Annotated in this window: 23 protein-coding genes and 1 other annotated feature; of the genes, 14 read left to right on the forward strand and 9 right to left on the reverse strand. The window is 55.6% G+C overall.

The genetic code is table 11. The annotated features are described in order from the left end of the window. The first annotated feature begins 149 nt into the window (after window positions 1–149). A complete protein-coding gene (locus ABLV12_RS11795) occupies window positions 150–1,487 on the forward strand; it encodes an MFS transporter (protein ID WP_115239097.1) in 1,338 nt (445 codons plus the stop codon). A gap of 51 nt (window positions 1,488–1,538) precedes the next feature. Continuing rightward, the gene (locus ABLV12_RS11800) at window positions 1,539–2,765 is read left to right on the forward strand and encodes a DUF3748 domain-containing protein (protein ID WP_064398811.1); all 1,227 of its coding nucleotides are present in this window, start codon (window positions 1,539–1,541) and stop codon (window positions 2,763–2,765) included. Between the two features lies 1 nt (window position 2,766). Here ABLV12_RS11800 and ABLV12_RS11805 read toward each other — a convergent pair whose 3' ends face one another. Beyond that, window positions 2,767–3,096 (reverse strand): YceK/YidQ family lipoprotein, encoded by a 330-nt coding sequence (locus tag ABLV12_RS11805; protein WP_004116656.1) that lies wholly within the window; start codon window positions 3,094–3,096, stop codon window positions 2,767–2,769. A gap of 303 nt (window positions 3,097–3,399) precedes the next feature. Then, window positions 3,400–3,474, forward strand: a sequence feature (ROSE (Repression Of Heat Shock gene Expression) occurs in the 5'-region of heat shock genes and acts as an RNA thermometer to modulate expression.). Between ABLV12_RS11805 and ibpA the strand changes: the two genes are divergently transcribed. From ibpA to ABLV12_RS11820, 3 genes are all read left to right on the forward strand, one after another. Next, window positions 3,468–3,881 carry a small heat shock chaperone IbpA gene (gene ibpA, locus ABLV12_RS11810; RefSeq protein ID WP_004107169.1) on the forward strand — a complete coding sequence of 138 codons (414 nt, stop codon included), beginning with the start codon at window positions 3,468–3,470 and terminating at the stop codon, window positions 3,879–3,881. Its footprint overlaps the feature before it by 7 nt. Window positions 3,882–3,997: 116 nt before the next feature. Continuing rightward, the gene (ibpB, locus tag ABLV12_RS11815) at window positions 3,998–4,426 is read left to right on the forward strand and encodes a small heat shock chaperone IbpB (protein WP_004107167.1); all 429 of its coding nucleotides are present in this window, start codon (window positions 3,998–4,000) and stop codon (window positions 4,424–4,426) included. A 196-nt stretch (window positions 4,427–4,622) separates the two neighbouring features. Continuing rightward, complete coding sequence (locus ABLV12_RS11820) at window positions 4,623–6,284, forward strand: putative transporter (protein WP_004107165.1); 1,662 nt, start codon at window positions 4,623–4,625, stop codon at window positions 6,282–6,284. On the opposite strand, the gene ABLV12_RS11825 is transcribed toward ABLV12_RS11820, so the two are convergent. Next, on the reverse strand, window positions 6,252–6,998 hold the full coding sequence (locus tag ABLV12_RS11825; protein ID WP_004107162.1) for a GntR family transcriptional regulator: 747 nt from the start codon (window positions 6,996–6,998) through the stop codon (window positions 6,252–6,254). The genes ABLV12_RS11820 and ABLV12_RS11825 overlap by 33 nt on opposite strands. 341 nt (window positions 6,999–7,339) lie before the next feature. On the opposite strand from ABLV12_RS11825, the gene ABLV12_RS11830 reads away from it, so the two are divergent. Then, complete coding sequence (locus tag ABLV12_RS11830; RefSeq protein ID WP_004107161.1) at window positions 7,340–8,962, forward strand: alpha-glucoside-specific PTS transporter subunit IIBC; 1,623 nt, start codon at window positions 7,340–7,342, stop codon at window positions 8,960–8,962. After that, window positions 8,959–10,281, forward strand: a complete 1,323-nt coding sequence (locus tag ABLV12_RS11835; RefSeq protein WP_201505901.1) for a 6-phospho-alpha-glucosidase — start codon at window positions 8,959–8,961, stop codon at window positions 10,279–10,281. The genes ABLV12_RS11830 and ABLV12_RS11835 overlap by 4 nt, the downstream gene beginning before the upstream one ends. Here the strand turns inward: ABLV12_RS11835 and ABLV12_RS11840 are convergent. Continuing rightward, window positions 10,278–11,171, reverse strand: a complete 894-nt coding sequence (locus ABLV12_RS11840; protein ID WP_064398814.1) for a helix-turn-helix transcriptional regulator — start codon at window positions 11,169–11,171, stop codon at window positions 10,278–10,280. The genes ABLV12_RS11835 and ABLV12_RS11840 overlap by 4 nt on opposite strands. Before the next feature lie 175 nt (window positions 11,172–11,346). On the opposite strand from ABLV12_RS11840, the gene ABLV12_RS11845 reads away from it, so the two are divergent. The 5 genes from ABLV12_RS11845 (at window position 11,347) to ABLV12_RS11865 (ending at window position 16,014) form a co-directional block, all read left to right on the forward strand. Continuing rightward, window positions 11,347–13,062, forward strand: coding sequence for a solute:sodium symporter family transporter (locus tag ABLV12_RS11845; RefSeq protein ID WP_004107149.1), 1,716 nt, complete (start codon window positions 11,347–11,349; stop codon window positions 13,060–13,062). Beyond that, complete coding sequence (locus ABLV12_RS11850; RefSeq protein ID WP_064398816.1) at window positions 13,059–14,552, forward strand: sulfatase-like hydrolase/transferase; 1,494 nt, start codon at window positions 13,059–13,061, stop codon at window positions 14,550–14,552. The genes ABLV12_RS11845 and ABLV12_RS11850 overlap by 4 nt, the downstream gene beginning before the upstream one ends. A gap of 235 nt (window positions 14,553–14,787) precedes the next feature. Then, entirely contained in the window at window positions 14,788–15,135 is a 348-nt protein-coding gene (locus ABLV12_RS11855) for a DUF202 domain-containing protein (protein ID WP_004107145.1), read from the forward strand. Further along, window positions 15,125–15,487: a DUF202 domain-containing protein gene (locus ABLV12_RS11860; protein ID WP_004107142.1), complete on the forward strand. Its 363-nt coding sequence runs from the start codon at window positions 15,125–15,127 to the stop codon at window positions 15,485–15,487. The genes ABLV12_RS11855 and ABLV12_RS11860 overlap by 11 nt, the downstream gene beginning before the upstream one ends. After that, entirely contained in the window at window positions 15,484–16,014 is a 531-nt protein-coding gene (locus tag ABLV12_RS11865; protein ID WP_004116638.1) for a radical SAM protein, read from the forward strand. Before ABLV12_RS11860 ends, ABLV12_RS11865 begins: the two co-directional genes overlap by 4 nt. Window positions 16,015–16,067: 53 nt before the next feature. Here the strand turns inward: ABLV12_RS11865 and dsdA are convergent, their stop codons facing one another. Further along, window positions 16,068–17,396, reverse strand: coding sequence for a D-serine ammonia-lyase (dsdA, locus tag ABLV12_RS11870; RefSeq protein WP_049102156.1), 1,329 nt, complete (start codon window positions 17,394–17,396; stop codon window positions 16,068–16,070). A gap of 17 nt (window positions 17,397–17,413) precedes the next feature. After that, window positions 17,414–18,751 carry a D-serine transporter DsdX gene (dsdX, locus tag ABLV12_RS11875; RefSeq protein WP_004116631.1) on the reverse strand — a complete coding sequence of 446 codons (1,338 nt, stop codon included), beginning with the start codon at window positions 18,749–18,751 and terminating at the stop codon, window positions 17,414–17,416. Window positions 18,752–18,974: 223 nt separating this feature from the next. Between dsdX and dsdC the strand changes: the two genes are divergently transcribed. Then, a complete protein-coding gene (gene dsdC, locus ABLV12_RS11880) occupies window positions 18,975–19,904 on the forward strand; it encodes a DNA-binding transcriptional regulator DsdC (protein ID WP_004107132.1) in 930 nt (309 codons plus the stop codon). A 245-nt stretch (window positions 19,905–20,149) separates the two neighbouring features. Here the strand turns inward: dsdC and emrD are convergent, their stop codons facing one another. The 4 genes from emrD to tisB all read right to left on the reverse strand — a co-directional run bounded on the left by emrD (window position 20,150) and on the right by tisB (window position 23,022). Further along, window positions 20,150–21,334: a multidrug efflux MFS transporter EmrD gene (gene emrD, locus ABLV12_RS11885; protein WP_004107131.1), complete on the reverse strand. Its 1,185-nt coding sequence runs from the start codon at window positions 21,332–21,334 to the stop codon at window positions 20,150–20,152. 177 nt (window positions 21,335–21,511) lie between these two features. Continuing rightward, entirely contained in the window at window positions 21,512–22,345 is an 834-nt protein-coding gene (locus ABLV12_RS11890) for a DMT family transporter (RefSeq protein ID WP_160887305.1), read from the reverse strand. A gap of 70 nt (window positions 22,346–22,415) precedes the next feature. Beyond that, a complete protein-coding gene (locus ABLV12_RS11895) occupies window positions 22,416–22,862 on the reverse strand; it encodes a GNAT family N-acetyltransferase (protein ID WP_134883427.1) in 447 nt (148 codons plus the stop codon). A gap of 70 nt (window positions 22,863–22,932) precedes the next feature. Next, window positions 22,933–23,022, reverse strand: coding sequence for a type I toxin-antitoxin system toxin TisB (gene tisB / locus ABLV12_RS11900; protein WP_004107126.1), 90 nt, complete (start codon window positions 23,020–23,022; stop codon window positions 22,933–22,935). A gap of 582 nt (window positions 23,023–23,604) precedes the next feature. Here tisB and ivbL point away from each other — a divergent pair. Continuing rightward, complete coding sequence (ivbL, locus tag ABLV12_RS11905; protein ID WP_004107123.1) at window positions 23,605–23,700, forward strand: ilvB operon leader peptide IvbL; 96 nt, start codon at window positions 23,605–23,607, stop codon at window positions 23,698–23,700. Window positions 23,701–23,798: the final 98 nt, after the last annotated feature.

The following is a 23,798-nucleotide window of genomic DNA, read 5'->3' on the forward strand; positions in this document are numbered from 1 at the left end:
TGCGTTGGCTGCGATTGCGCACCCCGGTCACTTACTAATGTAAGCTCCCGGGGTTTTGCAATCTTGCCGCCTTCCTGCAACGTGAACTATTTAGAGCATTCGTAAGCAAAAATATAAATTTTAAACACACCCTCTGTAAATTACCGGGCATGGTGAGCGGCTTCGCTATGCCCAAAATCTGGAGACAGATTGCGATGGATATTTCAGTTACAGCTGCAAAACCCGGGCGTCGTCGTTATTTGACGCTGATTATGATCTTTATTACCGTGGTGATTTGTTATGTTGATCGCGCCAACCTTGCCGTGGCATCGGCGCATATTCAGGAAGAGTTTGGTATTACCAAAGCGGAAATGGGATATGTATTTTCCGCCTTCGCGTGGCTGTATACGCTTTGCCAGATCCCCGGCGGTTGGTTCCTTGACCGCGTGGGATCGCGACTAACCTACTTTATCGCTATTTTTGGCTGGTCAGTGGCGACGCTACTGCAGGGATTTGCCACGGGACTGATGTCGTTGATTGGTCTGCGCGCGATTACCGGGATCTTTGAAGCCCCGGCTTTTCCCACTAATAATCGCATGGTAACCAGCTGGTTTCCGGAGCACGAGCGCGCATCAGCCGTCGGTTTTTACACTTCAGGGCAGTTTGTCGGGCTGGCATTCCTGACCCCGCTATTAATCTGGATTCAGGAAATGCTGAGCTGGCACTGGGTATTTATCGTTACCGGCGCTATCGGGATCGTATGGTCTTTAATTTGGTTTAAGGTTTATCAGCCGCCGCGTCTGACAAAAAGTATCAGCAAAGCCGAACTGGATTATATTCGCGACGGCGGTGGCCTGGTGGACGGCGATGCGCCCGTTAAAAAAGAGGCGCGGCAGCCGCTGACCAAAGCCGACTGGAAGCTGGTATTCCATCGCAAACTAATCGGCGTTTACCTCGGGCAGTTTGCCGTAACCTCCACGCTGTGGTTCTTCCTGACCTGGTTCCCTAACTATCTGACCCAGGAAAAGGGGATTACGGCGCTGAAAGCGGGCTTTATGACAACGGTGCCGTTCCTTGCCGCCTTTGTTGGCGTGCTGCTCTCCGGCTGGCTGGCGGACAGGCTGGTCCGAAAAGGCTTCTCGTTAGGCGCCGCGCGTAAAACGCCAATTATCTGCGGACTGCTGATCTCGACCTGCATCATGGGGGCGAACTACACCAACGATCCGGTGTGGATTATGATCCTGATGGCGCTGGCCTTCTTCGGCAACGGCTTCGCTTCCATTACCTGGTCGCTGGTATCGTCGCTTGCGCCGATGCGGCTTATCGGGCTGACCGGCGGTATGTTTAATTTCGTCGGCGGGCTGGGCGGTATCACCGTTCCGCTGGTGGTGGGTTATCTGGCCCAGGACTATGGTTTTGCGCCTGCGCTGGTTTATATTTCCGTTATTGCGCTGATTGGCGCGCTCTCTTACATCCTGCTGGTGGGGGATGTCAAACGCGTAGGCTAATTCTTTCCGATACGATACCCTGATGCGAAAGTCTCGTATCAGGGTATCTTTATGAAACAAGTCACCTTTGCTCCCCGTCATCATCAGCTTACTAACACTCGCACCTGGACGGCAGACAGCCGCTGGCTGGTCTTTGACGTTCGCCCTTCTGGCGCTTCCTTTACCGGCGAAACCATCGAGCGGGTGAATGTCGATACGGGAGACGTTGAGATCCTCTACCGTGCCGGGCAAGGCGCATACGTTGGCGTGGTGACCGTTCATCCATCGGTAGATAAATATGTCTTCATCCACGGCCCGGAAAACCCTGACGAGGGCTGGCATTACGATTTCCACCATCGTCGCGGCGTGATGACGTACCTGGGAGAAACCCACAACCTGGATGCGATGGATATTACCGCTCCCTATACTCCCGGCGCGCTGCGCGGCGGCAGTCATGTGCATGTTTTCAGTCCGAACGGTGAATTTGTCAGCTTTACCTATAACGACCACGTGCTGCATGAACGCGATCCGGCGCTGGATTTGCGCAACGTTGGCGTGGCGGTTCCCTATGGCCCGGTAGTACCGCGTGGCGATCATCCACGTGAATACGGCGGCAGCCACTGGAGCGTGCTGGTCAGCCGTACAACGCCAACCCCGGCGCCGGGCAGCGACGAGATTAATCGCGCCTATGAAGAGGGATGGGTGGGCAACGGGGCGCTGGCGTTTATTGGCGATACGCTGGCGATAAATGGCGACAAAGTGCCGGAGCTGTTTATTGTCGAACTGCCGGAGAGCGAATGGGGCTGGAAGCAAGCGGGCGATGCGCCGCTGGCAGGAACGCAAACCACGATGCCGGCGCCTCCTGCCGGCGTTGTTCAGCGTCGCTTAACGTTTACCCACCAACGCCGTTATCCAGGGCTGGTGACTACGCCCCGTCATTGGGTACGCGCCAATCCGTCGGCAACGGACATCGCTTTTCTGATGCGCGATGAGGCTGGCGTGGTGCAAATGTGGCTCATTTCGGCGCGGGGGGACGGGCTGCGGCAGTTGACCCACAACCGCTCCGATATCCAGTCGGCGTTTAACTGGCATCCCTCAGGAAAATGGCTGGGCTTTGTGCTGGAAAACCGCATCGCGATCTGTGACGCGCAGAACGGGGAAATCGACTTTTTGACCGATGAGCATGCCCATCCGCCATCGGCCGATGCGATCGTCTTTTCGCCAGACGGCAAACAGCTTGCCTGGATGGAGGAGGTGGACGGTTACCGCCAGCTCTGGGTAACCGAAACGGCGCGCTAAATCAGGGGGTTGGCATCCGCGCTGGCGGGATCACGGAATTGGTCGCCAGCGTCTCTTCCTCGCTCTTTTCCACGCGCGATTTCACCGAACTGTCGGTACGGAACATATCCCACGGCAGCAGCAGCGTGTCCATGACCGCCGTGAGCGGCATATCCAACGCCACCAGCGATTTCGTGCCCCAGTTTGCGTCGCTATCCCCGAGCATCTGCGCGCTGGCGCGCGTTCCAGGATAGGTTCCTTCCTTGCCGCCAGTATGTGACATCACGCTGGAGCAACCGCCCAAACTTATTATCCCGCCGAACAGGACCAGCTTTAAAAGACCGTTTTTCATCATTCTTCCGTCATCGTTACGGGCGTTGATAGAACCTTCGAAGTACAACCTCATTCAGAATGCGGCCAGCAGGGAAGCAGTCTGAAGAACGGCGTACCTATCGGTTATATCGGGCCATTCCATGGATGCATAGTGCCATTGCGCCGCACTGTGGCAGGCGTCGCACTTTGCCTTTTGTGCTGTCACTCCAGTCTAAGCAATAGACTGCAAACTGCAAAAAATTTTGCCTTTTTCCCCTTGAAAAGACCATGGATATACCCATTTTAGGAATGTGTCTGCCTGAGAATACGCCGAATGGGTATTCCGGGTAATAACGGCCTGTCCATGATGGAAGGTCAGATAATTCTCGCTGATTTCAGGAGCTATGTATTATGCGTAATTTCGATCTCTCCCCGCTGTATCGTTCTGCTATTGGTTTCGACCGCCTTTTCAATCTGTTAGAAAATAATCAAAGCCAGAGCAATGGCGGCTACCCTCCGTACAACGTTGAGTTAGTAGACGAGAACAACTACCGCATCGCGATTGCCGTTGCCGGTTTTGCCGAGAGCGAACTGGAAATTACCGCCCAGGATAATCTGCTTATTGTAAAAGGCGCCCATGCCGGCGAGCAGAAAGAGCGTACCTACCTGTATCAGGGCATCGCTGAGCGCAACTTTGAGCGTAAATTCCAGCTCGCAGAAAATATTCATATTCGCGGCGCCAACCTGGTAAACGGTCTGCTGTATATCGACCTTGAGCGCGTTATTCCTGAAGCGAATAAACCGCGCCGTATCGAAATCAACTAATTTGATGGGCCGCGAAGGCGGCCCGGTATTGCTGAAAACAGTGCCCGCCGTCAGGGGGCAAAGGCGAATCCGCAGGATTTGCAAACATCCACTCGCTTCTTAGAAGGAGAAAGACTATGCGTAACTACGATTTATCCCCGCTTCTGCGTCAATGGATCGGTTTTGACAAACTGGCCAACGCGCTGCAAACCGCCGGTGAAAGCCAGAGCTTCCCGCCTTATAACATTGAAAAAAGTGACGATAACCACTATCGCATTACCCTTGCGCTGGCCGGTTTCCGTCAGGAAGATTTGGATATCCAGCTTGAAGGCACGCGCCTGACGGTAAAAGGCGCGCCGCAGCAGCCGGAAAAAGAGACCAAATGGCTGCACCAGGGGCTGGTTAACCAGGCATTTAGCCTGAGCTTCACGCTCGCCGAAAATATGGAAGTCTCCGGGGCAACCTTTACTAACGGCCTGCTGCATATCGATTTGACCCGCAACGAGCCGGAACAGATCGCCCCGCAGCGCATCGCCATCAGCGAGCGCCCTGCGTTACAGAGCTAATTAAGCGAATCACTTATAAGGCCCCGATTTTCGGGGCTTTTTTGTGCGTGATACACATTACTTTGTCCTTTCTTGTTGTGTTCAACAAAGTGGTCGTTGGCTGATCCCGTGATTATTGTGCGCCAGGCGGCATACAGCCTGGTGACTACCGGTCATAATCCTCATTGTGCGTAATGTTATACACAGGGAAGAGACGATGAGTGATATAGCATTGACCGTTAGCGTATTGGCGCTGGTGGCGGTAGTCGGATTGTGGATCGGCAATGTAAAAGTGCGCGGTGTCGGCTTCGGTATCGGAGGCGTGCTGTTTGGCGGTATTATCGTCGGCCACTTTGTAGACCAGGCGGGCATTACGCTCAGTAGCCCCATGCTGCACTTTATTCAGGAATTCGGCCTGATCCTCTTCGTGTACACCATCGGGATCCAGGTGGGGCCGGGCTTCTTCGCTTCGCTGCGCGTCTCTGGCCTGCGGCTTAACCTGTTCGCCATTCTGATTGTGATTCTCGGCGGTCTGGTTACCGCGGTCCTGCATAAACTGTTTGATATCCCTCTCCCCGTGGTGCTCGGGATCTTTTCCGGTGCGGTAACCAACACGCCTGCGCTGGGGGCCGGGCAGCAGATCCTGCGCGACCTTGGCGTGCCGCTTGATACCGTCGATCAGATGGGTATGAGCTACGCCATGGCCTATCCATTCGGTATTTGCGGCATTTTGCTGACCATGTGGCTGGTCCGGCTGTTCTTCCGCATCAACGTTGAGAAAGAGGCTCAGCAATTTGATGAAAACAGCGGCAATGGCCATGCGCATCTCCAGACCATCAACGTGCGGGTTGAAAACCCCAACCTGAACAATATGGCGATTCAGGATGTGCCGATGCTTAACAGCGACAAGCTGATCTGCTCGCGTCTCAAGCGCGAGGAGATGCTGATGGTGCCCGCGCCGAATACCCTGATTCAGCTTGGGGACCTGCTGCACCTGGTCGGGCGACCGGAGGATTTGCACAACGCTCAGCTGGTGATTGGCAAGGAAGTTTCCACTTCGCTCTCCACTCGCGGTACCGATCTGAAAGTCGAGCGCGTGGTGGTGACCAACGAAAAAGTATTGGGTAAACGCATTCGCGATCTGCACTTTAAGCAGCGCTATGATGTGGTGATCTCGCGGCTCAATCGCGCCGGGGTTGAACTGGTCGCCAGCAGCCATGCCAGCCTGCAGTTCGGCGATATTCTTAACCTCGTCGGCCGCCCGGAGGCGATTGATGCGGTAGCCGCCGAGCTGGGCAACGCCCAGCAAAAACTGCAGCAGGTGCAGATGCTGCCGGTATTTATCGGCATCGGCCTGGGCGTGCTGCTGGGCTCCATTCCGCTGTTTATTCCGGGATTCCCGGCGGCGCTGAAGCTGGGTCTGGCAGGCGGGCCGCTGATTATGGCCCTGATCCTCGGACGTATCGGCAGCATCGGTAAGCTGTACTGGTTTATGCCGCCCAGCGCCAACCTTGCGCTGCGCGAACTGGGCATTGTGCTGTTCCTCGCGGTGGTTGGCCTGAAATCGGGCGGCGATTTTGTCGCAACGCTGATTGAAGGCGACGGGATGAGCTGGATTGTCTACGGCATCTTTATCACCGCGATACCGCTGCTGACGGTGGGTATTCTGGCGCGCATCCTGGCGAAGATGAACTACCTGACCCTGTGCGGGATGCTGGCCGGCTCAATGACCGACCCTCCGGCGCTGGCGTTTGCCAATAACCTGCATGCCACCAGCGGCGCGGCGGCGCTCTCCTACGCGACCGTTTATCCGCTGGTTATGTTCTTACGTATTATTACCCCGCAGCTACTGGCGGTGCTGTTCTGGGGGATAGGCTAACGGGTGCTCCGTCTGGACGCGCCGCAGATGGTAGTCCACCTGATATTCGCTGGCGTTACGGAACATCACCGAGTAGTTAAGAAATTCGCCGCTGTCGCTGTAGGAAAGGGAGGTTATACGCAGCAGCGGCGTCTGTTCCGGCACGTTCATCGACTGCGCCAGCTGCCTGTCCGCCAGCACCGGCGACAGCGTTTCATAGTTACCGCTAATGGTTATTCCGCACTCCTTCTCAATGTAATCGAACTTCGATCCCTCCAGGTGCACCAGCGACAGATTGCGAAACAACTTTACCGGCATATAGCTATCCTCCAGCATTAGCGGCTTGCCATCGACATAGCGTACCCGGCGCGAGAAGTAGATCCGTTCATCAATTTGTATCCGCAGCAGGCTGGCGATAGCCGGGGGCGCGGGCATCACCTCAAAAACCAATACCCGGCTGACCACCTCTTTGCCCTGCTTGCGCAGCACTTCGGCCAGTCCGGTTAGATTGCTGGTTTCATGATGCAGGTCTTTGCGGGCGACATAGGTGCCGGAGCCGTGCCGACGCACCACCAGTCCCCAACTGACCAGCAGATCGATGGCTTTGCGGATGGTCATGCGCGCAACGCCGAACTCTTCCGCCAGCTTTTTTTCCCCGGGAAGTGGGCTGCCGACCTCGAAATCGGAAGAATTAAGCCGTAAACGTAATCTGTCGGCGATAGATTTGTAGATCACCAGTAGACCTCTATTAATGTTGTCACCATTTATGTCAGGTAAAAAATTATCTATAAAAAACAAATTAATAATCAGGAAGAGAAAATATTAATCAGGCTGATGTAAACGCCATAATTCATCATGTCTAATTTTTTATAAGAAAGTAGACAACATTGATGTAATTAAAACCATGAAAGCGATCACGAATCGCAACGGCTCCGCATGTTGCCGCTCGGGCAAATTTCTATTCTCGTCCCAGGCCAGTACCAATAGTTACCCTGAATTATTCACCATTGTTCGTGGAGCATGCCGGGTATCAATAAGGCCACTCACCCTATAAGTTGTTACATGAGGATTTTCAAATGCTCAGTCAAATACAACGCTTTGGCGGCGCCATGTTTACCCCGGTTTTACTCTTTCCTTTCGCCGGGATCGTGGTGGGTATCGCCATTATGTTGCGTAACCCGATGTTCGTCGGCGAAGCGCTCACAGCACCCGATAGTTTGTTTGCTCAGATCGTTTACATCATTGAAGAGGGCGGCTGGACCGTCTTTCGTAATATGCCGCTGATTTTTGCCGTCGGTTTGCCGATCGGCCTGGCGAAACAAGCTCAGGGCCGGGCTTGTCTGGCGGTACTGGTTAGCTTCATGACCTGGAACTATTTCATCAACGCCATGGGGATGACCTGGGGCCACTTCTTCGGCGTCGACTTCTCCGTTGAACCAACGGCAGGCAGCGGCCTGACGATGATGGCCGGGATAAAAACGCTCGATACCAGCATTATTGGCGCGATCGTTATCTCCGGGCTGGTGACCGCCCTGCATAACCGCTACTTCGATAAACCGCTGCCGGTGTTTCTGGGGATTTTCCAGGGCTCCTCGTTTGTGGTGATTGTCGCCTTCCTGGCGATGATTCCCTGCGCCTGGCTGACGCTGTTGGGATGGCCAAAAGTGCAGATGGGTATCGAATCCCTGCAGGCCTTTTTACGCTCGGCCGGGGCGCTGGGCGTCTGGGTCTATATCTTCCTTGAACGTATCCTGATCCCGACCGGTTTACACCACTTCGTCTACGGACCGTTTATTTTCGGCCCGGCGGTAGTGGAAAGCGGTATTCAGGTTTACTGGGCGCAGCATTTACATGAATTCAGCCAGAGTACCGAGGCGCTGAAAACTCTGTTCCCGGAAGGCGGATTCGCGCTGCACGGTAACTCGAAGGTCTTTGGTTCCGTGGGGATCGCGCTGGCGCTCTACTACACCGCAGCACCGGAAAACCGCGTGAAAGTCGCCGGTCTGCTGATTCCTGCCACCTTGACCGCCGTACTGGTGGGAATAACCGAGCCGTTAGAGTTCACCTTCCTGTTTATCTCGCCGCTGCTGTTTGCCGTCCATGCGGTGCTGGCGGCCACTATGGCGACGGTGATGTATATCTGCGGCGTGGTAGGCAACTTTGGCGGCGGCCTGCTCGACCAGTTCCTGCCGCAAAACTGGATCCCGATGTTCCACAACCACGCGTCGATGATGTTTATCCAGATAGGCGTTGGCGCATGCTTCACCGCGATCTACTTCGTTATCTTCCGCACTCTGATTCTGCGCCTGAACCTGAAAACGCCGGGCCGTGAAGAGAGTGAAATTAAGCTCTACAGCAAAGCGGATTACCAGGCCGCGCGCGGCAAAACCAGCGTTGCGGGGGCTACAGATACCAAACTGGGCCAGGCCGCCGGCTTCCTGCAGGCGCTGGGCGGAGCGGGCAACATCGAGAGCATCAATAACTGCGCCACCCGGCTGCGCATTGCGCTGGTCGATATGGCGAAGACCCAAAGCGACGACGTCTTTAAAGCGCTGGGCGCCCATGGCGTAGTCCGCCGCGGCAACGCAATTCAGGTCATCGTCGGCCTGCACGTTCCTCAGGTCCGCGACCAGCTGGAAACCCTGATAAAAGATTCTCTACAGACCGAACAAACCACCATGACGGAGGCAGTATCATGAAAAAATTCTCAGTTGTTATCGCAGGCGGCGGCAGTACCTTCACCCCGGGCATCGTGCTGATGCTGTTAGCGAACCAGGATCGCTTCCCGCTGCGGTCGCTGAAATTTTACGACAACGACGGCGCGCGTCAGGAGACCATCGCCGAGGCGTGCAAAGTCATTCTCAAAGAGCAGGCGCCGGATATCGCGTTCAGCTACACCACTGACCCGCAGGCGGCCTTTACCGACGTTGATTTCGTGATGGCGCATATCCGCGTGGGCAAATATCCGATGCGTGAAAAAGATGAAAAAATTCCGCTGCGTCACGGTGTGCTGGGGCAGGAAACCTGCGGCCCTGGCGGTATCGCCTACGGTATGCGCTCCATCGGCGGCGTTCTGGAACTGGTGGACTATATGGAAAAATATTCGCCAAACGCCTGGATGCTGAACTACTCCAACCCGGCGGCAATTGTGGCGGAAGCGACCCGTCGCCTGCGTCCGAACGCTAAAATTCTCAACATCTGCGATATGCCGATCGGTATCGAAGGACGGATGGCGCAAATCGTGGGTCTTAAGGACCGCAAACAGATGCGCGTGCGCTACTACGGTCTGAATCACTTCGGCTGGTGGACCTCGATTGAAGATTTACAGGGCAACGATCTGATGCCGAAACTGCGCGAACATGTGGCGAAATTCGGCTATGTGCCGCCGTCAAACGACCCGCATACCGAGGCCAGCTGGAACGATACCTTCACCAAGGCGAAGGACGTGCAGGCGCTGGATCCGGATACGATGCCCAATACTTACCTCAAGTATTATTTGTTCCCGGACTACGTCGTGGCGCACTCTAACCCGGAACGTACCCGCGCCAATGAGGTGATGGATCATCGCGAGAAAAACGTCTTTAGCGCCTGCCGGGCCATTATTGAGGCCGGTAACTCATCCGCGGGGGATCTGGAAATTGACGAACATGCTTCCTATATCGTCGATCTGGCGGCGGCAATTGCTTTTAATACCCAGGAACGCATGCTGCTGATTGTGCCGAACAACGGCGCGATTCATAACTTCGATGCCGATGCGATGGTGGAAATTCCGTGCCTGGTTGGCCACAACGGACCGGAACCGCTGACGGTTGGCGATATTCCGCACTTCCAGAAAGGGATGATGAGCCAGCAGGTCGCGGTGGAAAAACTGGTGGTGGATGCCTGGGAACAGCGCTCTTACCATAAGCTATGGCAGGCGATTGCGCTGTCGAAAACCGTGCCGAGCGCATCGGTCGCCAAAGCGATTCTTGATGACCTGATCGCGGCCAATAAAGAGTACTGGCCGGAACTGCATTAATCCTGCTGACCGGCATCCATAGGGTGCCGGTCATTCATTTTTAGTACCGCTGAGGGCGCATAGCCGAAGCGGCGTTTAAACGCCTTGCTAAAATGAAAGGAGTCGAAGAAGTTCAGCATCTCCGCCACCTTACCCACCGTATTCCCCTCCTGCTTTAATAGCGACTGCGCCAGCTCAAGCTGGGCGTTAAGGTAATACTCCTTTGGCGTTTTGCCGGTATAACGCAAAAAGAGGCGCCGCAGCCAGGGTTCGCTGCACTGCATAGCATCAGCCATATCGGCTACGCTCCAGCGCTTTTGCGGATTAGCGTGTAGAGCGGCAATCAGTTTTTCCAGCTTTTGCAGTTGACGATCTTTTTTGCCATTTTCGGCGATCAGGCAAATCCATTGATAAATGATTTTCGTGAGGTAGGCGACGGCCAGATTATTCTTTAGCGGATCGCGGTCAGCAATCAATAAGGCCACTTCATTGAGTTCCTTATTAAAAATATCGGCGTGATAAATAGTGCCGATTTGTAATACCGGAACAGGCATCAGCGTAGTAGGAATAAATTCCATCCAGTATTGTTCCCAGACCAATCCGGCGCAGTGATAGGATTTGATCTCGATGGGTTTTAAGAATATGACGCAGTTACCGTTTAAGGTTATTTCAGTGTGGTCTCTGAGATATATTTTACCACATCCCTGGAGCGTATATATCGCCACCCACGAGTTGGCGATAAGCGGTTTCTTTTTATCGCGCGGCCAGCTGACCCGGTAGCTTTCATCGGCCAGGGTATGCCATAGCGAGAGCAGTGAAATCCCGCTTGAGATCACATTTTCTTCCAGAACTAACGGAATGTTATACGTAGTTTCGTTTTTTACATGCGAAATCTGTATTTTTCCATTCATTTTAATTTCCCATCGGCCAATGATGCCTGCAACCTGATGAGGTGAATTTAGCAAGAAATAGCCTTGCAGGGATACATTGCATCTCGTTTTATATAAATCATCGCCTTACCTGGATAAAACGCTATTCCTCTGTACCGGATAGCGCCGGGATATAATGACAAATAAGGGCTTTAAGATGAATGCCATACAAATTTTGAGCTTTGTCGGGTTTACATTGCTGGTGGCTATCATTACCTGGTTTAAGGTAAGAAAAGCGGATACCGGCTCGCAGCAGGGCTATTTCCTTGCCGGCCGTTCGCTGAAAGCGCCGGTCATCGCCGCCTCGCTGATGTTAACCAACTTATCGACCGAACAGCTGGTGGGATTATCGGGCCAGGCTTACAAAAGCGGCATGTCGGTTATGGGCTGGGAGGTGACATCGGCGGTGACGCTGATTTTCCTGGCGCTGATCTTTCTTCCCCGCTATCTGCAGCGCGGTATCGCCACCATCCCGGACTTTCTGGAAGAGCGGTACGATAAAACGACCCGCATTATTATCGACTTCTGCTTTCTTATCGCCACCGGTATCTGCTTTTTACCCATCGTGCTTTACTCCGGCGCGCTGGCATTGAATAGCCTTTTTCATATTGGTGAATCGCTGGGCCTGACCCAGGGCGCCGCCATCTGGTTACTGGTGATTTTGCTCGGTCTGGCCGGGATTTTATACGCGGTAATCGGCGGCATGCGCGCGATGGCAATCGCTGATTCCATTAACGGAATCGGCCTGGTGATTGGCGGCCTGATGGTACCGATTTTTGGCCTGATGGCGATGGGGAAGGGGAGTTTTTTACAGGGTATCGAGCAGCTGACGACGGTACACGCGGAGAAGCTGAACTCCATTGGCGGCAGCAGCGACCCCCTACCGATTGGCGCGGCGTTTACCGGCCTGATTCTGGTGAACACCTTCTACTGGTGTACTAATCAGGGGATAGTGCAGCGTACCCTGGCGTCAAAAAGCCTGGCAGAGGGGCAGAAAGGGGCGCTGCTGACGGCGGTTCTCAAGATGCTCGATCCGTTGATTCTGGTGCTTCCCGGTTTAATTGCCTTTCATCTCTACCAGGATCTGCCGAGCGCGGATATGGCCTATCCGACGTTGGTCAACAAGGTCATGCCGCTTCCGCTGGTCGGTTTTTTTGGCGCCGTTCTGTTTGGCGCCGTTATCAGTACCTTTAACGGCTTTTTAAACAGCGCCAGTACCCTGTTCAGCATGGGAATTTACCGGCGCATCATCAATGAAAACGCCCAGCCGGAGCAGCTGGTGCGCATTGGGCGGAAATTTGGCCTTTTTATTGCGGTGATCTCGGTGATTGTCGCGCCGTGGATCGCTAATGCGCCGCAGGGGCTGTATAGCTGGATGAAGCAGCTCAACGGTATTTATAACGTGCCGCTGGTAACCATCATCATTATGGGCTTCTTCTTTCCGCGTATCCCGGCGATCGCCGCCAAAGTAGCGATGGGGCTGGGGATTGTTAGCTACATCACGATTAATTACCTGGTGAAATTTGATTTCCATTTCCTCTACGTGCTCGCCTGCACGTTCTGCATCAACGTGGTGGTGATGCTGGTTATCGGCTTCATTAAGCCGCGGGCGACGCCGTTTACATTCCATGATGCGTTTGCCGTTGATATGCAGCCGTACCGGCACGTGAAAATTGCCTCGGTGGGCATTCTGTTCGCGATGATCGGCGTTTACGCGGGCCTCGCCGAGTTTGGCGGCTACGGCACTCGCTGGCTGGCGGCGGTGAGCTACGCCATTACCGCAGCGGTCATTATCTATCTGATTTACAGCAGCTGGCGGGAACGCCGCTCCGCTCCAGCTTCCTATGCTATCGATGTTAAGGAAAAATCATGAGTCGCCCCAATTTCCTGTTTATTATGACCGATACCCAGGCTACCAATATGGTGGGTTGTTACAGCGGTAAGCCGCTGAATACCCAAAATATTGATTGTCTGGCCGCCGAAGGTATCCGCTTCAATTCCGCCTATACCTGCTCGCCGGTATGCACCCCGGCACGTGCCGGACTGTTTACCGGAATTTATGCCAACCAGTCCGGCCCGTGGACCAATAACGTCGCGCCGGGGAAAAACATCTCCACCATGGGGCGCTACTTTAAGGATGCGGGTTACCGTACCTGCTATATCGGCAAGTGGCATCTGGATGGTCACGACTACTTTGGTGCCGGCGAGTGCCCGCCCGAGTGGGACGCTGACTACTGGTTTGACGGCGCGAATTACCTCGCAGAGCTGACTGAGGAAGAGATCGGCCTGTGGCGTAACGGCCTGAACAGCGTAGAAGATTTACTGCAGCATGGGATAGATGAAACCTTCACCTGGGCGCACCGCATCAGCAACCGGGCGGTCGACTTCCTGCGCCAGCCCGCCCGAGCTGACGAGCCGTTCCTGATGGTGGTTTCCTACGATGAGCCGCACCATCCGTTTACCTGCCCGGTAGAGTATCTGCGCAAGTACCAGGACTTTTATTATGATCTTGGGCCAAAGGCTCATGACTCGCTCGCCGATAAACCGGAACACCATCGCCTGTGGTCGCAGGCGATGCCCTCCCCGGTAGGTGAAGATGGGCGCTATCATCATCCGCTCTACTTTGCCTGCAACGACTTTGTCGACGATCAGATTGGTCGGGTGATTAACGCCTTAACGCCGCAGCAGCGGGACAATACCTGGGTTATTTATACTTCCGATCACGGCGAGATGATGGGCGCCCATAGGCTCATTAGCAAAGGCGCGGCGATGTATGACGATATCACTCGTATTCCGCTGATCATGCGCCCGCCGCAGGGCGTACCCATGCAGATCGACGCGCCGGTCAGCCATATCGACCTGCTACCGACGATGATGGCGCTGGCGGGTATCCCTAAGCCCGATATTCTGCCGGGGGATAATATTCTTAACGCCGATACGTCGCGCGGGGTGATGGTGGAATTCAATCGCTATGAGATTGAACATGACAGCTTTGGCGGGTTTATCCCGGTGCGCTGCTGGGTGACGGATGAGTACAAACTGGTGCTTAACCTGTTTACCAGCGATGAACTGTACGACAGGAAAAACGACCCGGATGAGCTGTATAATCTTATTAATCGCCCCGATTTCGCCGACGTTCGCTGTCAAATGCACGATGCGCTGCTTAACTATATGGATAAAACCCGCGACCCGTTCCGTACTTATCAATGGAGCTTGCGTCCGTGGCGGCCGGATGCCCTGCCGCGCTGGATGGGCGCTTTCCGCCCGCGCCCGCAGGACGGCTACTCGCCGGTCGTGCGCGACTATGACACTGGACTGCCGACGCGGGGCGTGAAGGTGGAGGAGAAAAAACAGAAGTTTTGACGAGTTCAACGCGCGGGAAAAGAGCGCTCGTCAGGTATTGCCCGGTAGAAACGCGGACCCGCTGGGCCATAACTTGCACGATATGGCCGCCCATCATCGGCCTGATAGCCCGACTTTAAGCGGCTGTCAGGCCTGAACTTTCTCTGAAATGGGGCGATTATTAATGCCTTCGGCTTTGGCTCTCAGGTAGAATCGCCGGTATTTTACGCAATCGGGAACCCATCAAGGAGTTATGATGAAAATATCCCGCCTTGGCGAAGCACCGGATTACCGCTTCTCGCTGGCCAATGAACGTACCTTTCTGGCGTGGATCCGCACTTCTCTCGGCTTTCTGGCCGGTGGCGTTGGCCTCGACCAGCTGGCGCCGGATTTCGCCACGCCGCTGATTCGCGAAATCCTCGCTCTGCTGCTGTGCCTGTTTGCCGGCGGTCTGGCGATATACGGCTATTTACGCTGGCTGAGCAACGAAAAAGCGATGCGCCTTAAGCAGGATTTGCCCTATACCCGCACGTTGCTGCTGATCAGCATTCTGTTGACCATCGTTATCGTGGTGGTGATGGCGCTGGTGCTCTATGCCGGATAATCGTCGGGCGCGTCGTGAGAGCGATCCGGGGCTGCAGCCGGAGCGCACGTCGCTGGCCTGGTTTCGAACCCTGCTGGGCTATGGCGCGCTGCTGGCGCTGGCGATTAAGCACCACTGGCATCAGGCGGGGCTTCCATTCTGGATCTCGCTGGGCATATTGCCGTTCGTTGCCATTATCCTCTGGCGCTATACCCGCAGCCGTAATCTGATGAACGTCGAGCAAAGCGATTTTGCTCAGCCGCAGGCGGTTCGTGACAAATTTTTGATCGCATTCGCAGTACTTTCCCTGTCATTGTTGTTTGCTGTAACCCATATACGACAGGTGATTTTGTTTATTAAGGATGTGACATGACAGGATGTCAGGCTGACTACGGTGACGATCGGCACTGCGGCAACTGCCAGTCTCTGGCGAGCGATATTCCCGTGCATGAAGTGATCATTCATCGTCAGGAGTGTGAACGCCCCGAGCTCGTCTACCATCAGTTGAGCGCCCAGGGGGCAGTGGCTATCAAGTTTATTCCCCATCTGCAGCCCGTCGACGCCCGTCTGTGGGGGGATTTTCTTTGCGCGGTATTCGCGATTTGGGTCAAAGAAGATGCTAATCGTATCGTCGTGCCGCTGTTTGAGGCCACGCTGCGCGCCTGGCGCGGCGAGTCGGTGCAGTATGCTAATAATCCGCCGGGGCCGGCCTGCGCTGGCTGCGCCTGGCTAAGATTATGCGGTGGGGGCTGCCCGCAGCTGCGTCTGGAGGATGGCTCCAATGCCCTTTGTGAGGGATACCGGCAGTTTTATAGCTGGAGCGCTCCCTATATGCGCGTTCTGCGCGATCTACTCAATCAGCACCGTTCGCCGGTTGAGCTTATGCATCTGCTGCGCTAAAAAAATGGCGACGAAAGAGCCTTCGTCGCCTTCGTATTGCCCTGGCTGCAGGTTTACCGTCCTTTTGCCAGATAATGCGCCATCTCCTCTTCCGGCACCATGCCGCCGCCGGTTGCCCACACCAGATGGGTCGCATTGCGCATCTGCTCAGCGGTGAAACCGTGCATCTGCTGATACGCCTGGCTGGCGCAGACCCGCTGCGGCCCGGCCATGCCGGCCAGAGCGGATGGCTCCAGGCGAATACCTTCTTCTTCGGCTAACCAACCCAGCATATCGTACATGGTCTGGTCATCGAGAGAGTAGAACCCATCCAGCAGGCGCTCCATTGCCCGACCCACGAAACCGGAGGCGCGGCCTACCGCCAGGCCGTCTGCGGCGGTCAGATTATCAATCCCCAGATCCTGAACCGAAATCTGGTCATGCAGACCGGTATAGACACCCAGCAACATGCACGGGGAGTGGGTCGGTTCGGCGAAGAAGCAGTGTACGCTATCGCCAAACGCCAGCTTCAGGCCAAACGCCACGCCGCCGGGGCCGCCGCCAACGCCGCACGGCAGGTAAACAAACAGAGGATGACTGGCGTCCACTACGCGCCCTTCGCGCGCAAACTGCGCTTTTAGCCGCTCGCCGGCCACGGAGTAGCCGAGGAACAGGGTGCGCGAGTTCTCGTCATCGATAAAGAAGCAGTTCGGGTCGGACTCGGCGGCTTGCCGTCCCTGCTCAACCGCCACGCCGTAATCCTCTTCGTACTCCACCACCGTTACGCCGTGGCTGCGCAGTTTGGCCTTTTTCCACGCTCTGGCGTCGGCGGACATATGTACCGTCACCTTGAAGCCGATGCGTGCGCTCATAATGCCAATCGACATTCCCAGGTTGCCGGTGGAGCCAACGGCGATGCTGTACTGGCTGAAGAAGGCCCTGAACTCGGGGGTTAGCAGCTTACGATAATCATCGGTTGTGTTTAATAATCCCGCGTCGATCGCCAGTTTTTCCGCATGCGTCAGCACTTCATAAATGCCGCCGCGGGCCTTAATCGAGCCGGAAATCGGCAGGTGACTGTCTTTTTTCAGCAGCAGATCGCCGCCAATCGGTTGATGAAAGGTTTTTTCCAGCCGGGCCTTCATTGCCGGGATGGCTACCAGTTCTGATTCGATAATACCGCCAGTGGCTGCGGTTTCCGGAAAGGCTTCCGCCAGGTATGGCGCAAAACGATCGAGCCGGGCGTGGGCGTCCTGAACGTCTTCTGTCGTCAGGCCAACGTAGGGTAACCCTTCCGCCAGCGACGTCGTTGACGGGTTAAACCAGGTGGTTTCTTTCAGGGCTATCAGTTCCTCCAGCAGAGGAAACTGCGCGAGTAAATTGGTCATGTCAGCGTTTTTCATATTACGTCTCTTTGCGCTCAGATGATGAAAGAAAGCAGGAATGTACCGGCCAGTGCAAGCAGCGAAGCGATAAAGGTCGCTGTGGTATAGTATTTGAACGTTTCGTTAAGGCTTGCCCCGCAGTACTGCTTAACCAGCCAGAACAGGGAGTCCGTCACGATAGTGCAGCCAATCGCGCCGGAGCCGATGGCGATAGCGATGATTTCCGGGCTCACGCCTGGATAGAGCGGCAGCATCGGTGCGACGATGGCGGTTGCGCCCATCATTGCCACGGTGGCGGAACCGACTGCGGCATGCAGAATCAGCGCCACCAGCCAGGCCAGCAGAATCGGGTGCATATCGAGGTTCGACAGAATTACCGCCAGCGTATCGGCCAGACCGCTGGTCTTCAGGATGGCGTTGAAGGCCCCGCCTGCGCCGATAATCAGCAGGATATTGGCGATAGAGCCGAAGCAGTTTTCCGTATGCGTCAGCAGGGTGCTCATGCCCATATTCTGACGGATGCCCAGCACGTAATAGGCCACAAAGACCGCGATAAACATGGCGGTGATGGGGTTACCGATAAACTCCAGCAGCATATATAGCGTGCCGCCTTTGGTCATATTCAGTTCGGCGATGGTTTTTACCAGCATCAGGCCGATCGGCAGCAGGACGGTAAACAGGGTGGCGCCAAGCGAAGGCAGGGTCTCTTCTTTGCGCACTTCGAGATTGGCAAATTCAGCCGGAACCGCTTTAAACGGCAGGCGGTTGCCGAGCAGCCGCAGGAACAGCGGGCCACCGACCAGCGAAGCCAGCAGGCCCACCAGCAGACCGTATACGATCACCGTCCCGATATCCGCGCCCAGCTTATTCGCGACAAACAGCGCCGCCGGATGCGGCGGCACCACGCAGTGTACCGCCATCAGCGCCGTACACAGCGGGATGGCCAGCTTGAGCAGCGACGTGTTGGTCTTTTTGGCAATGGAAAACGCCAGCGGGATCAGCAGCACCACGCCTACTTCAACGAACAGCGTGATCCCGCAAATCAGGCCCACCAGCACCATAATGACGTCAGCGGACAGCCAGCGGCAGCGCTGAAGCGTCAGGCCGATACGCTCAGCCGCGCCGGAGACCTCCATCATTTTGCCGAGAATCGTCCCCAGCCCAATTACCGCCGCCAGGAAGCCCAGCGTGCCGCCAATCCCGCTCTCGATGGCGTTAACCATATCCAGCGGGCTCATGCCCATCATGGCGCCGACGAAAAAGCTGGCCAGCAGCAGCGCCAGAAACGGGTGAAACTTCAGTTTGACGATAGTTAACACAATCAACACGATGCTGATCAGCAGCGTGCTCACAACCCAGATCTGAGATTCCATACCCCACCTCGCCTGTGAATAATCTATCGCTATTGAACAGAAAAACGGCGCCTGCTGACAAACGATATAAACGGCCCTTCAGATGAACCAGATTGAATCAAAAAGGTGATTTTGCTCTAAAATTGTCTGTTATGTGTGCTATGAATCACTTTTATTCATCTTTAACGCGCAGCTGGCGCGAAAAATTTCTTACACTCGGCGGGGAATAGTGAAGGAGTAAGAGATGGAGACGCTAAAAGAGTTAGGCACTCGCCTGCTTAACGGCTGGCAGCTATCGAAGCTGTATACCTTTGAAGTCGCCGCCCGGCATGAGTCGTTTGCGCTGGCGGCGGAGGAGCTGTCGCTGACGCCGAGCGCGGTGAGCCACCGTATCAACCAGCTGGAAGAAGAGCTGGGGATCCAGCTGTTTGTGCGCTCGCATCGCAAGGTAGAGCTGACGCATGAAGGTAAGCGGGTGTACTGGGCGCTGAAGTCCTCGCTGGATAGCTTAAACCAGGAGATTCTGGATATTAAAAACCAGGAGCTGTCGGGAACCTTAACGGTTTATTCGCGCCCGTCCATCGCCCAGTGCTGGCTGGTGCCTGCGCTCGGCGATTTTACCCGCCGCTATCCGTCGATATCGCTCACCGTGCTGACCGGCAACGATAACGTTAATATGCAGCGTGCGGGCATCGATCTGGCGATCTACTTCGATGATGCGCCTTCATCGCAGTTGAGCCACCATTTTCTGATGGATGAGGCCATCGTGCCGGTCTGCACGGCGAACTACGCGCGCCAGCATCAGCTACCGCAGAATCCCGGCAATCTTCGCCACTGTACGCTGTTGCACGATCGTCAGGCCTGGAGTAACGATTCCGGCACCGATGAGTGGTTCAGTTGGGCGCAGACATTCGGCATCGAGTTGCCGCAATCGTCGGGTATTGGCTTCGATCGTTCGGATTTAGCGGTGATTGCCGCGATGAATCACGTCGGCGTGGCGATGGGGCGTAAGCGGCTGGTGCAAAAGCGCCTGGAGAGCGGAGAACTGATCGCGCCGTTCGGCGAGATGACCCTGAAATGCCATCAGCACTACTACGTGACGACCCTGCCGGGCCGTCAGTGGCCGAAAATCGATGCTTTTATCCACTGGCTGCAGAGCCAGGCGCAATTATGATGACCGGCTTAGTTTCATCCCGGTGGCGCTGTGTATGACCGGGCTACGGGTTTACCGGCGTCTGGGGGCCGGTAGCCCGGACAGATGCGCAGCATCGCCTCCGGGAAATATGCCGGGGCTGATAATTCGCCACCGCTTCCTGGCTTGCGCTGCGCTTCGCCGGGCTACGGGTTTACCGGCGTCCGTCATTTTGTCGCCCGGGTAAGACGCGCCGCGCCGCGACCCGGGGAACCCGCAAAGAAGCCTTAAACCGGCTGCTGATGTTGATGAAACCGCGATGCCAGCGGCAGCCAGCACAGCAGAATCAGCAATCCCATCAGCATCATCAGCAGGCCGAGGCTGCCCTGGCCGGTTTGCGGCATCATCGCCGACAGCCACGCCAGCACGCCGGAACCGATGTTTTGTAATCCGCCCACTAACGCCCCGGCGGTGCCGGCAAGGAACGGGAAAGGTTCCATCGCGCCGCTGGTTGCCAGCGGAAACAGCATTCCTGCGCCAAAGAAGAACAGCGCAGCAGGAACCAGCAGGGTCCAGACGGTCATCACGCCCAGCAGGCCCGGTATCCACATCAGCACGCCCGCCAGCAGGCAGCAAATCACCGACTGCCACATCAGCGTCGGGAAGCGTTTGTTTGGCCGCCCGGCAAACCAGGCGCCAAAGAACGCCGCCGGAATCGGCAGAATAAACAGAATGCTGACCGACATACTGCTCAGTCCCAGCACCGCCCCCATCAGCACCCCGGAACAGGCTTCGAATACGGCAATGCCCGCGAGCCCGCCGATCAGCATCAGCAGATAGCAGTTGAACGCGCCGGTACCGAACAGCGTTTTATAGTTGGTGATGAGACGGGTGCGCGGTGCGCCGGTGGGCCGGGTTTCCGGCATCCAGCGCGCCATGCTGAAGGTGACGCCAGCGCAAAGAATCAGCAAGAATACGAAGCAGGCCCGCCAGTTCCACAAGGTATCAAGAATACCGCCAATCAACGGGGCCAGCAGTGGGCTTACCAGAATTCCCATATTCAGCAGGCTATTGGCGTGCCTGAGCTGCGCGCCTTCATACAGGTCACGCGGCAGGGTACGCGCCATCACGCCGCCGACGCCGGTACCCATTCCCTGCAGTGCGCTGGCGGCGATCAACACCGGCAGACTATGGGTGGTAATGGCAATCAGCGTCGCCAGCATAAAAATAGACATCCCAACGAGGATCACCGGACGCCGGCCAACGCGATCGGAGAGCGGGCCGTAGAAAAGCTGCGAGACGCCGTAGGTCAGCAGATAAGCGGCCATCACGCTCTGTACCGCGCCTTCACGCACGTTTAGCGATACCGCCATATCGGCAATCGCCGGGATATAAATGGTCTGCGCCATCTGGCCGACGGCCACCAGCAGTACCAGCATCAACAACAAATTGAAGTTCTTATGCCGTTTCATGTCGATGAATACTTTGTAGAAAGTTGAAGGTAAAGAATATGTGACTGGCACATCCGCAAAACGATGGAGGAATCTACCATATTAAAATGACAGAACAACCCTGTAAGGGGGGATTACCGGGGATGTTCAGGCAGGTTTTGTAAACAACAATCGGCAACTAATGTTGCCATGTGTGGTTTACGACAGCCGCAGCAGAATCGCCCCGGCGGCAATACTGCAGGCAGCCACGATGCGTAATGGAACCATCTTTTCTTTCAACAGGATAAACGCGATAACCGCGCCAAAAAGAATTGAGGTTTCGCGCAGGGCGGCGACCACCGCCAGCGGCGCCTGGGTCATTGCCCACAGCGCCAGGCCATAAGAACCCATAGTGCCAACGCCGCCGACCAGGCCTTTCTTCCAGTGCTGGCGCAGATAGCGGCTGGCCTGCGGGCGTCGGGCAATCATCGCCCAGCCCAGCAGACAGAAGCCATTCATAAAAAAGGTCCATAGCGTATAGCCCAGTGCGGTTTCTGAAAGCCGCACCCCGGTTCCGTCTACCAGCGTATAACCGGCAATAAAGCAGGCGTTGATCAGCGCTAATAGGATACCGGTGCTTGAACGGGATCGGCCGTTAAACGCCATTGCCAGTATCGCCAGGCAGATGACGCCGATGCCCAGCCACGCCAGCGGAGAGAGGTGGTCGCCAAGGAAGATAACGCTGATTATCGCCACCAGCAGCGGCGCGGTTCCGCGCATCAGCGGATAGGTCTGGCTCATATCCGAGACCTGATAGGTTTTCGCCACCAGCACCGTATACACCACCTGTAGCGCGCAGGAGACAGCAAGAAACGGCACGCTGGCCAGCGTCGGCTGGGGGGCAAAAGGGAGCAAAACCAGGGCGATGAGCGAGGCAGAGCCGCTAACGCCAATCGCCGCGTACATTTTATCGCCGCTGGCTTTAACGATAGCGTTCCAGCTTGCGTGAAGCAGGGCGGCGAACAGCAATATACAGAATACGGTAATGGTCATTGCAGCCTGGCGCTGGGGGATAAATCGTCACTGGACTGTAACATGGGCGCGCTTTGGCAACCAGAGACAGCTAGAGCGAACAAAACAGGCGATGGGTGACCCGCGGTTCATCATAGACCGGGCGAAATCCCAGATTTTCATAAAACGACCAGGCCATTGACGGCGCATGGGTGTTGAGAAAATCAAAGCTGGCGCCGGAGTGGGTAATAACCGAGACCAGCAGCTGATGCCCGATCCCCTGCCGACGGTGGCGCTCGCCGATATATAAATGGCGGATGCGGCCGGCTCGCGGCTGCTGGCTAAAAGGGTCGACATTGAGCCCGCAAACCCCAACCAGCTGCCCAAATGCAAAAGCGCCCAGCAGCTTTTCTCCCGGCGCGTTAAAGCGGTTTATCCCGCTCTGCCAGTTCTCCGCCAGGCGGCCCAGCATATTCAGGTTTTGCGTCAGGCTTTCGGCGCGTAGTGCCGAAAAACCGGGTTCGTCCGGGGTGATGGCGGCAATCAACAAGGGGGCCATAATTTTCTCCGTCAGGTTAGCCTGTAGAGGGGCGGTTTCCCGCCCCTCTCAGGTGCGACTTGAACCTGAATCAGCGGAACTGTTTCAGGACTGCATCAAGTAGTTGCAACACGGCAACCATGAGTTTCAGGATCAGAACAACGATATCCACTCCGCCCATACGCGTCTCCTCTGGTTCAGGAGCACAACCGGCTGGCGTACCTTTCCGCCGCCTGTTGCCAGCCAGGGTATACCCGTCATCATTCAGGCGCGACCAGTGGGTTGCGGGCTAAATGATTCGGGGTATTTGTTGACGTAACACAGTGTGCTCTTCTGGGGTTAAGGCGCTGACGGCACCACCCGTTTCAGCCAGGACTTTTTTTGCGCCGGTAAAAGTGCGGCCCCAGATTCACCCTGCGTACCCCCTCAGTATAGAATGAATACTGTATGTATGAACAGTATTTTTTGGACAAATTTGCATACGCGATCCATACTCTAAATCAGCAAAAACCGTCGTGAAAATTGCGCCTTCTTCCCCGATCGCGTATACTTTTTTCGTTGACGTAATACAGTGTGCTTGCGGCCACCAACCGTAAAACACCGAGCAGAAAACCTCGCCGCGGCGGGGTTTTTTGTTTTTATCCCGCCGCAAATTAATGTGATCTTCCGCGCAGTTTTTCCTGGTTGAAAATAAATCCATTGTGAAATGACAAAAGCTGTGTTTGTATAAATTCATTCCCTTTTTTGAGACAACAGGTCCCTAATGAACGCTACCACGCTGACTTCGACCCTACTACTAACCGCGCCTGCCGCGGTGGTCGTCGTGTCTGTGGTGGTCGTCGTCGGCAACGCGCCGTAGGGTCCGGAACAACACGAATTCCAAACCCCGCCGGCGCAAACCGAGCGGGGTTTTTCGTTTCATGCCCCCCGGTAAGTCGGCCCAGAATAAAAGGACTG

It is taken from the genome of Klebsiella sp. CN_Kp100 (assembly GCF_040065315.1).
In the GTDB taxonomy this organism is placed as follows: domain Bacteria; phylum Pseudomonadota; class Gammaproteobacteria; order Enterobacterales; family Enterobacteriaceae; genus Klebsiella; species Klebsiella oxytoca.

Excerpts from the sequence above, each read along its gene's own strand:
- ABLV12_RS11795 (WP_115239097.1), top strand. The coding sequence starts at position 150 with ATGGTGAGCGGCTTCGCTATGCCCAAAATCTGGAGACAGATTGCGATG.
- ABLV12_RS11800 (WP_064398811.1), top strand. The coding sequence starts at position 1,539 with ATGAAACAAGTCACCTTTGCTCCCCGTCATCATCAGCTTACTAACACT.
- ABLV12_RS11805 (WP_004116656.1), bottom strand. The coding sequence starts at position 3,096 with ATGAAAAACGGTCTTTTAAAGCTGGTCCTGTTCGGCGGGATAATAAGT.
- ibpA (WP_004107169.1), top strand. The coding sequence starts at position 3,468 with ATGCGTAATTTCGATCTCTCCCCGCTGTATCGTTCTGCTATTGGTTTC.
- ibpB (WP_004107167.1), top strand. The coding sequence starts at position 3,998 with ATGCGTAACTACGATTTATCCCCGCTTCTGCGTCAATGGATCGGTTTT.
- ABLV12_RS11820 (WP_004107165.1), top strand. The coding sequence starts at position 4,623 with ATGAGTGATATAGCATTGACCGTTAGCGTATTGGCGCTGGTGGCGGTA.
- ABLV12_RS11830 (WP_004107161.1), top strand. The coding sequence starts at position 7,340 with ATGCTCAGTCAAATACAACGCTTTGGCGGCGCCATGTTTACCCCGGTT.
- ABLV12_RS11835 (WP_201505901.1), top strand. The coding sequence starts at position 8,959 with ATGAAAAAATTCTCAGTTGTTATCGCAGGCGGCGGCAGTACCTTCACC.
- ABLV12_RS11840 (WP_064398814.1), bottom strand. The coding sequence starts at position 11,171 with ATGAATGGAAAAATACAGATTTCGCATGTAAAAAACGAAACTACGTAT.
- ABLV12_RS11845 (WP_004107149.1), top strand. The coding sequence starts at position 11,347 with ATGAATGCCATACAAATTTTGAGCTTTGTCGGGTTTACATTGCTGGTG.
- ABLV12_RS11850 (WP_064398816.1), top strand. The coding sequence starts at position 13,059 with ATGAGTCGCCCCAATTTCCTGTTTATTATGACCGATACCCAGGCTACC.
- ABLV12_RS11855 (WP_004107145.1), top strand. The coding sequence starts at position 14,788 with ATGAAAATATCCCGCCTTGGCGAAGCACCGGATTACCGCTTCTCGCTG.
- ABLV12_RS11860 (WP_004107142.1), top strand. The coding sequence starts at position 15,125 with ATGCCGGATAATCGTCGGGCGCGTCGTGAGAGCGATCCGGGGCTGCAG.
- ABLV12_RS11865 (WP_004116638.1), top strand. The coding sequence starts at position 15,484 with ATGACAGGATGTCAGGCTGACTACGGTGACGATCGGCACTGCGGCAAC.
- dsdA (WP_049102156.1), bottom strand. The coding sequence starts at position 17,396 with ATGAAAAACGCTGACATGACCAATTTACTCGCGCAGTTTCCTCTGCTG.
- dsdX (WP_004116631.1), bottom strand. The coding sequence starts at position 18,751 with ATGGAATCTCAGATCTGGGTTGTGAGCACGCTGCTGATCAGCATCGTG.
- dsdC (WP_004107132.1), top strand. The coding sequence starts at position 18,975 with ATGGAGACGCTAAAAGAGTTAGGCACTCGCCTGCTTAACGGCTGGCAG.
- emrD (WP_004107131.1), bottom strand. The coding sequence starts at position 21,334 with ATGAAACGGCATAAGAACTTCAATTTGTTGTTGATGCTGGTACTGCTG.
- ABLV12_RS11890 (WP_160887305.1), bottom strand. The coding sequence starts at position 22,345 with ATGACCATTACCGTATTCTGTATATTGCTGTTCGCCGCCCTGCTTCAC.
- ABLV12_RS11895 (WP_134883427.1), bottom strand. The coding sequence starts at position 22,862 with ATGGCCCCCTTGTTGATTGCCGCCATCACCCCGGACGAACCCGGTTTT.
- tisB (WP_004107126.1), bottom strand. The coding sequence starts at position 23,022 with ATGGGCGGAGTGGATATCGTTGTTCTGATCCTGAAACTCATGGTTGCC.
- ivbL (WP_004107123.1), top strand. The coding sequence starts at position 23,605 with ATGAACGCTACCACGCTGACTTCGACCCTACTACTAACCGCGCCTGCC.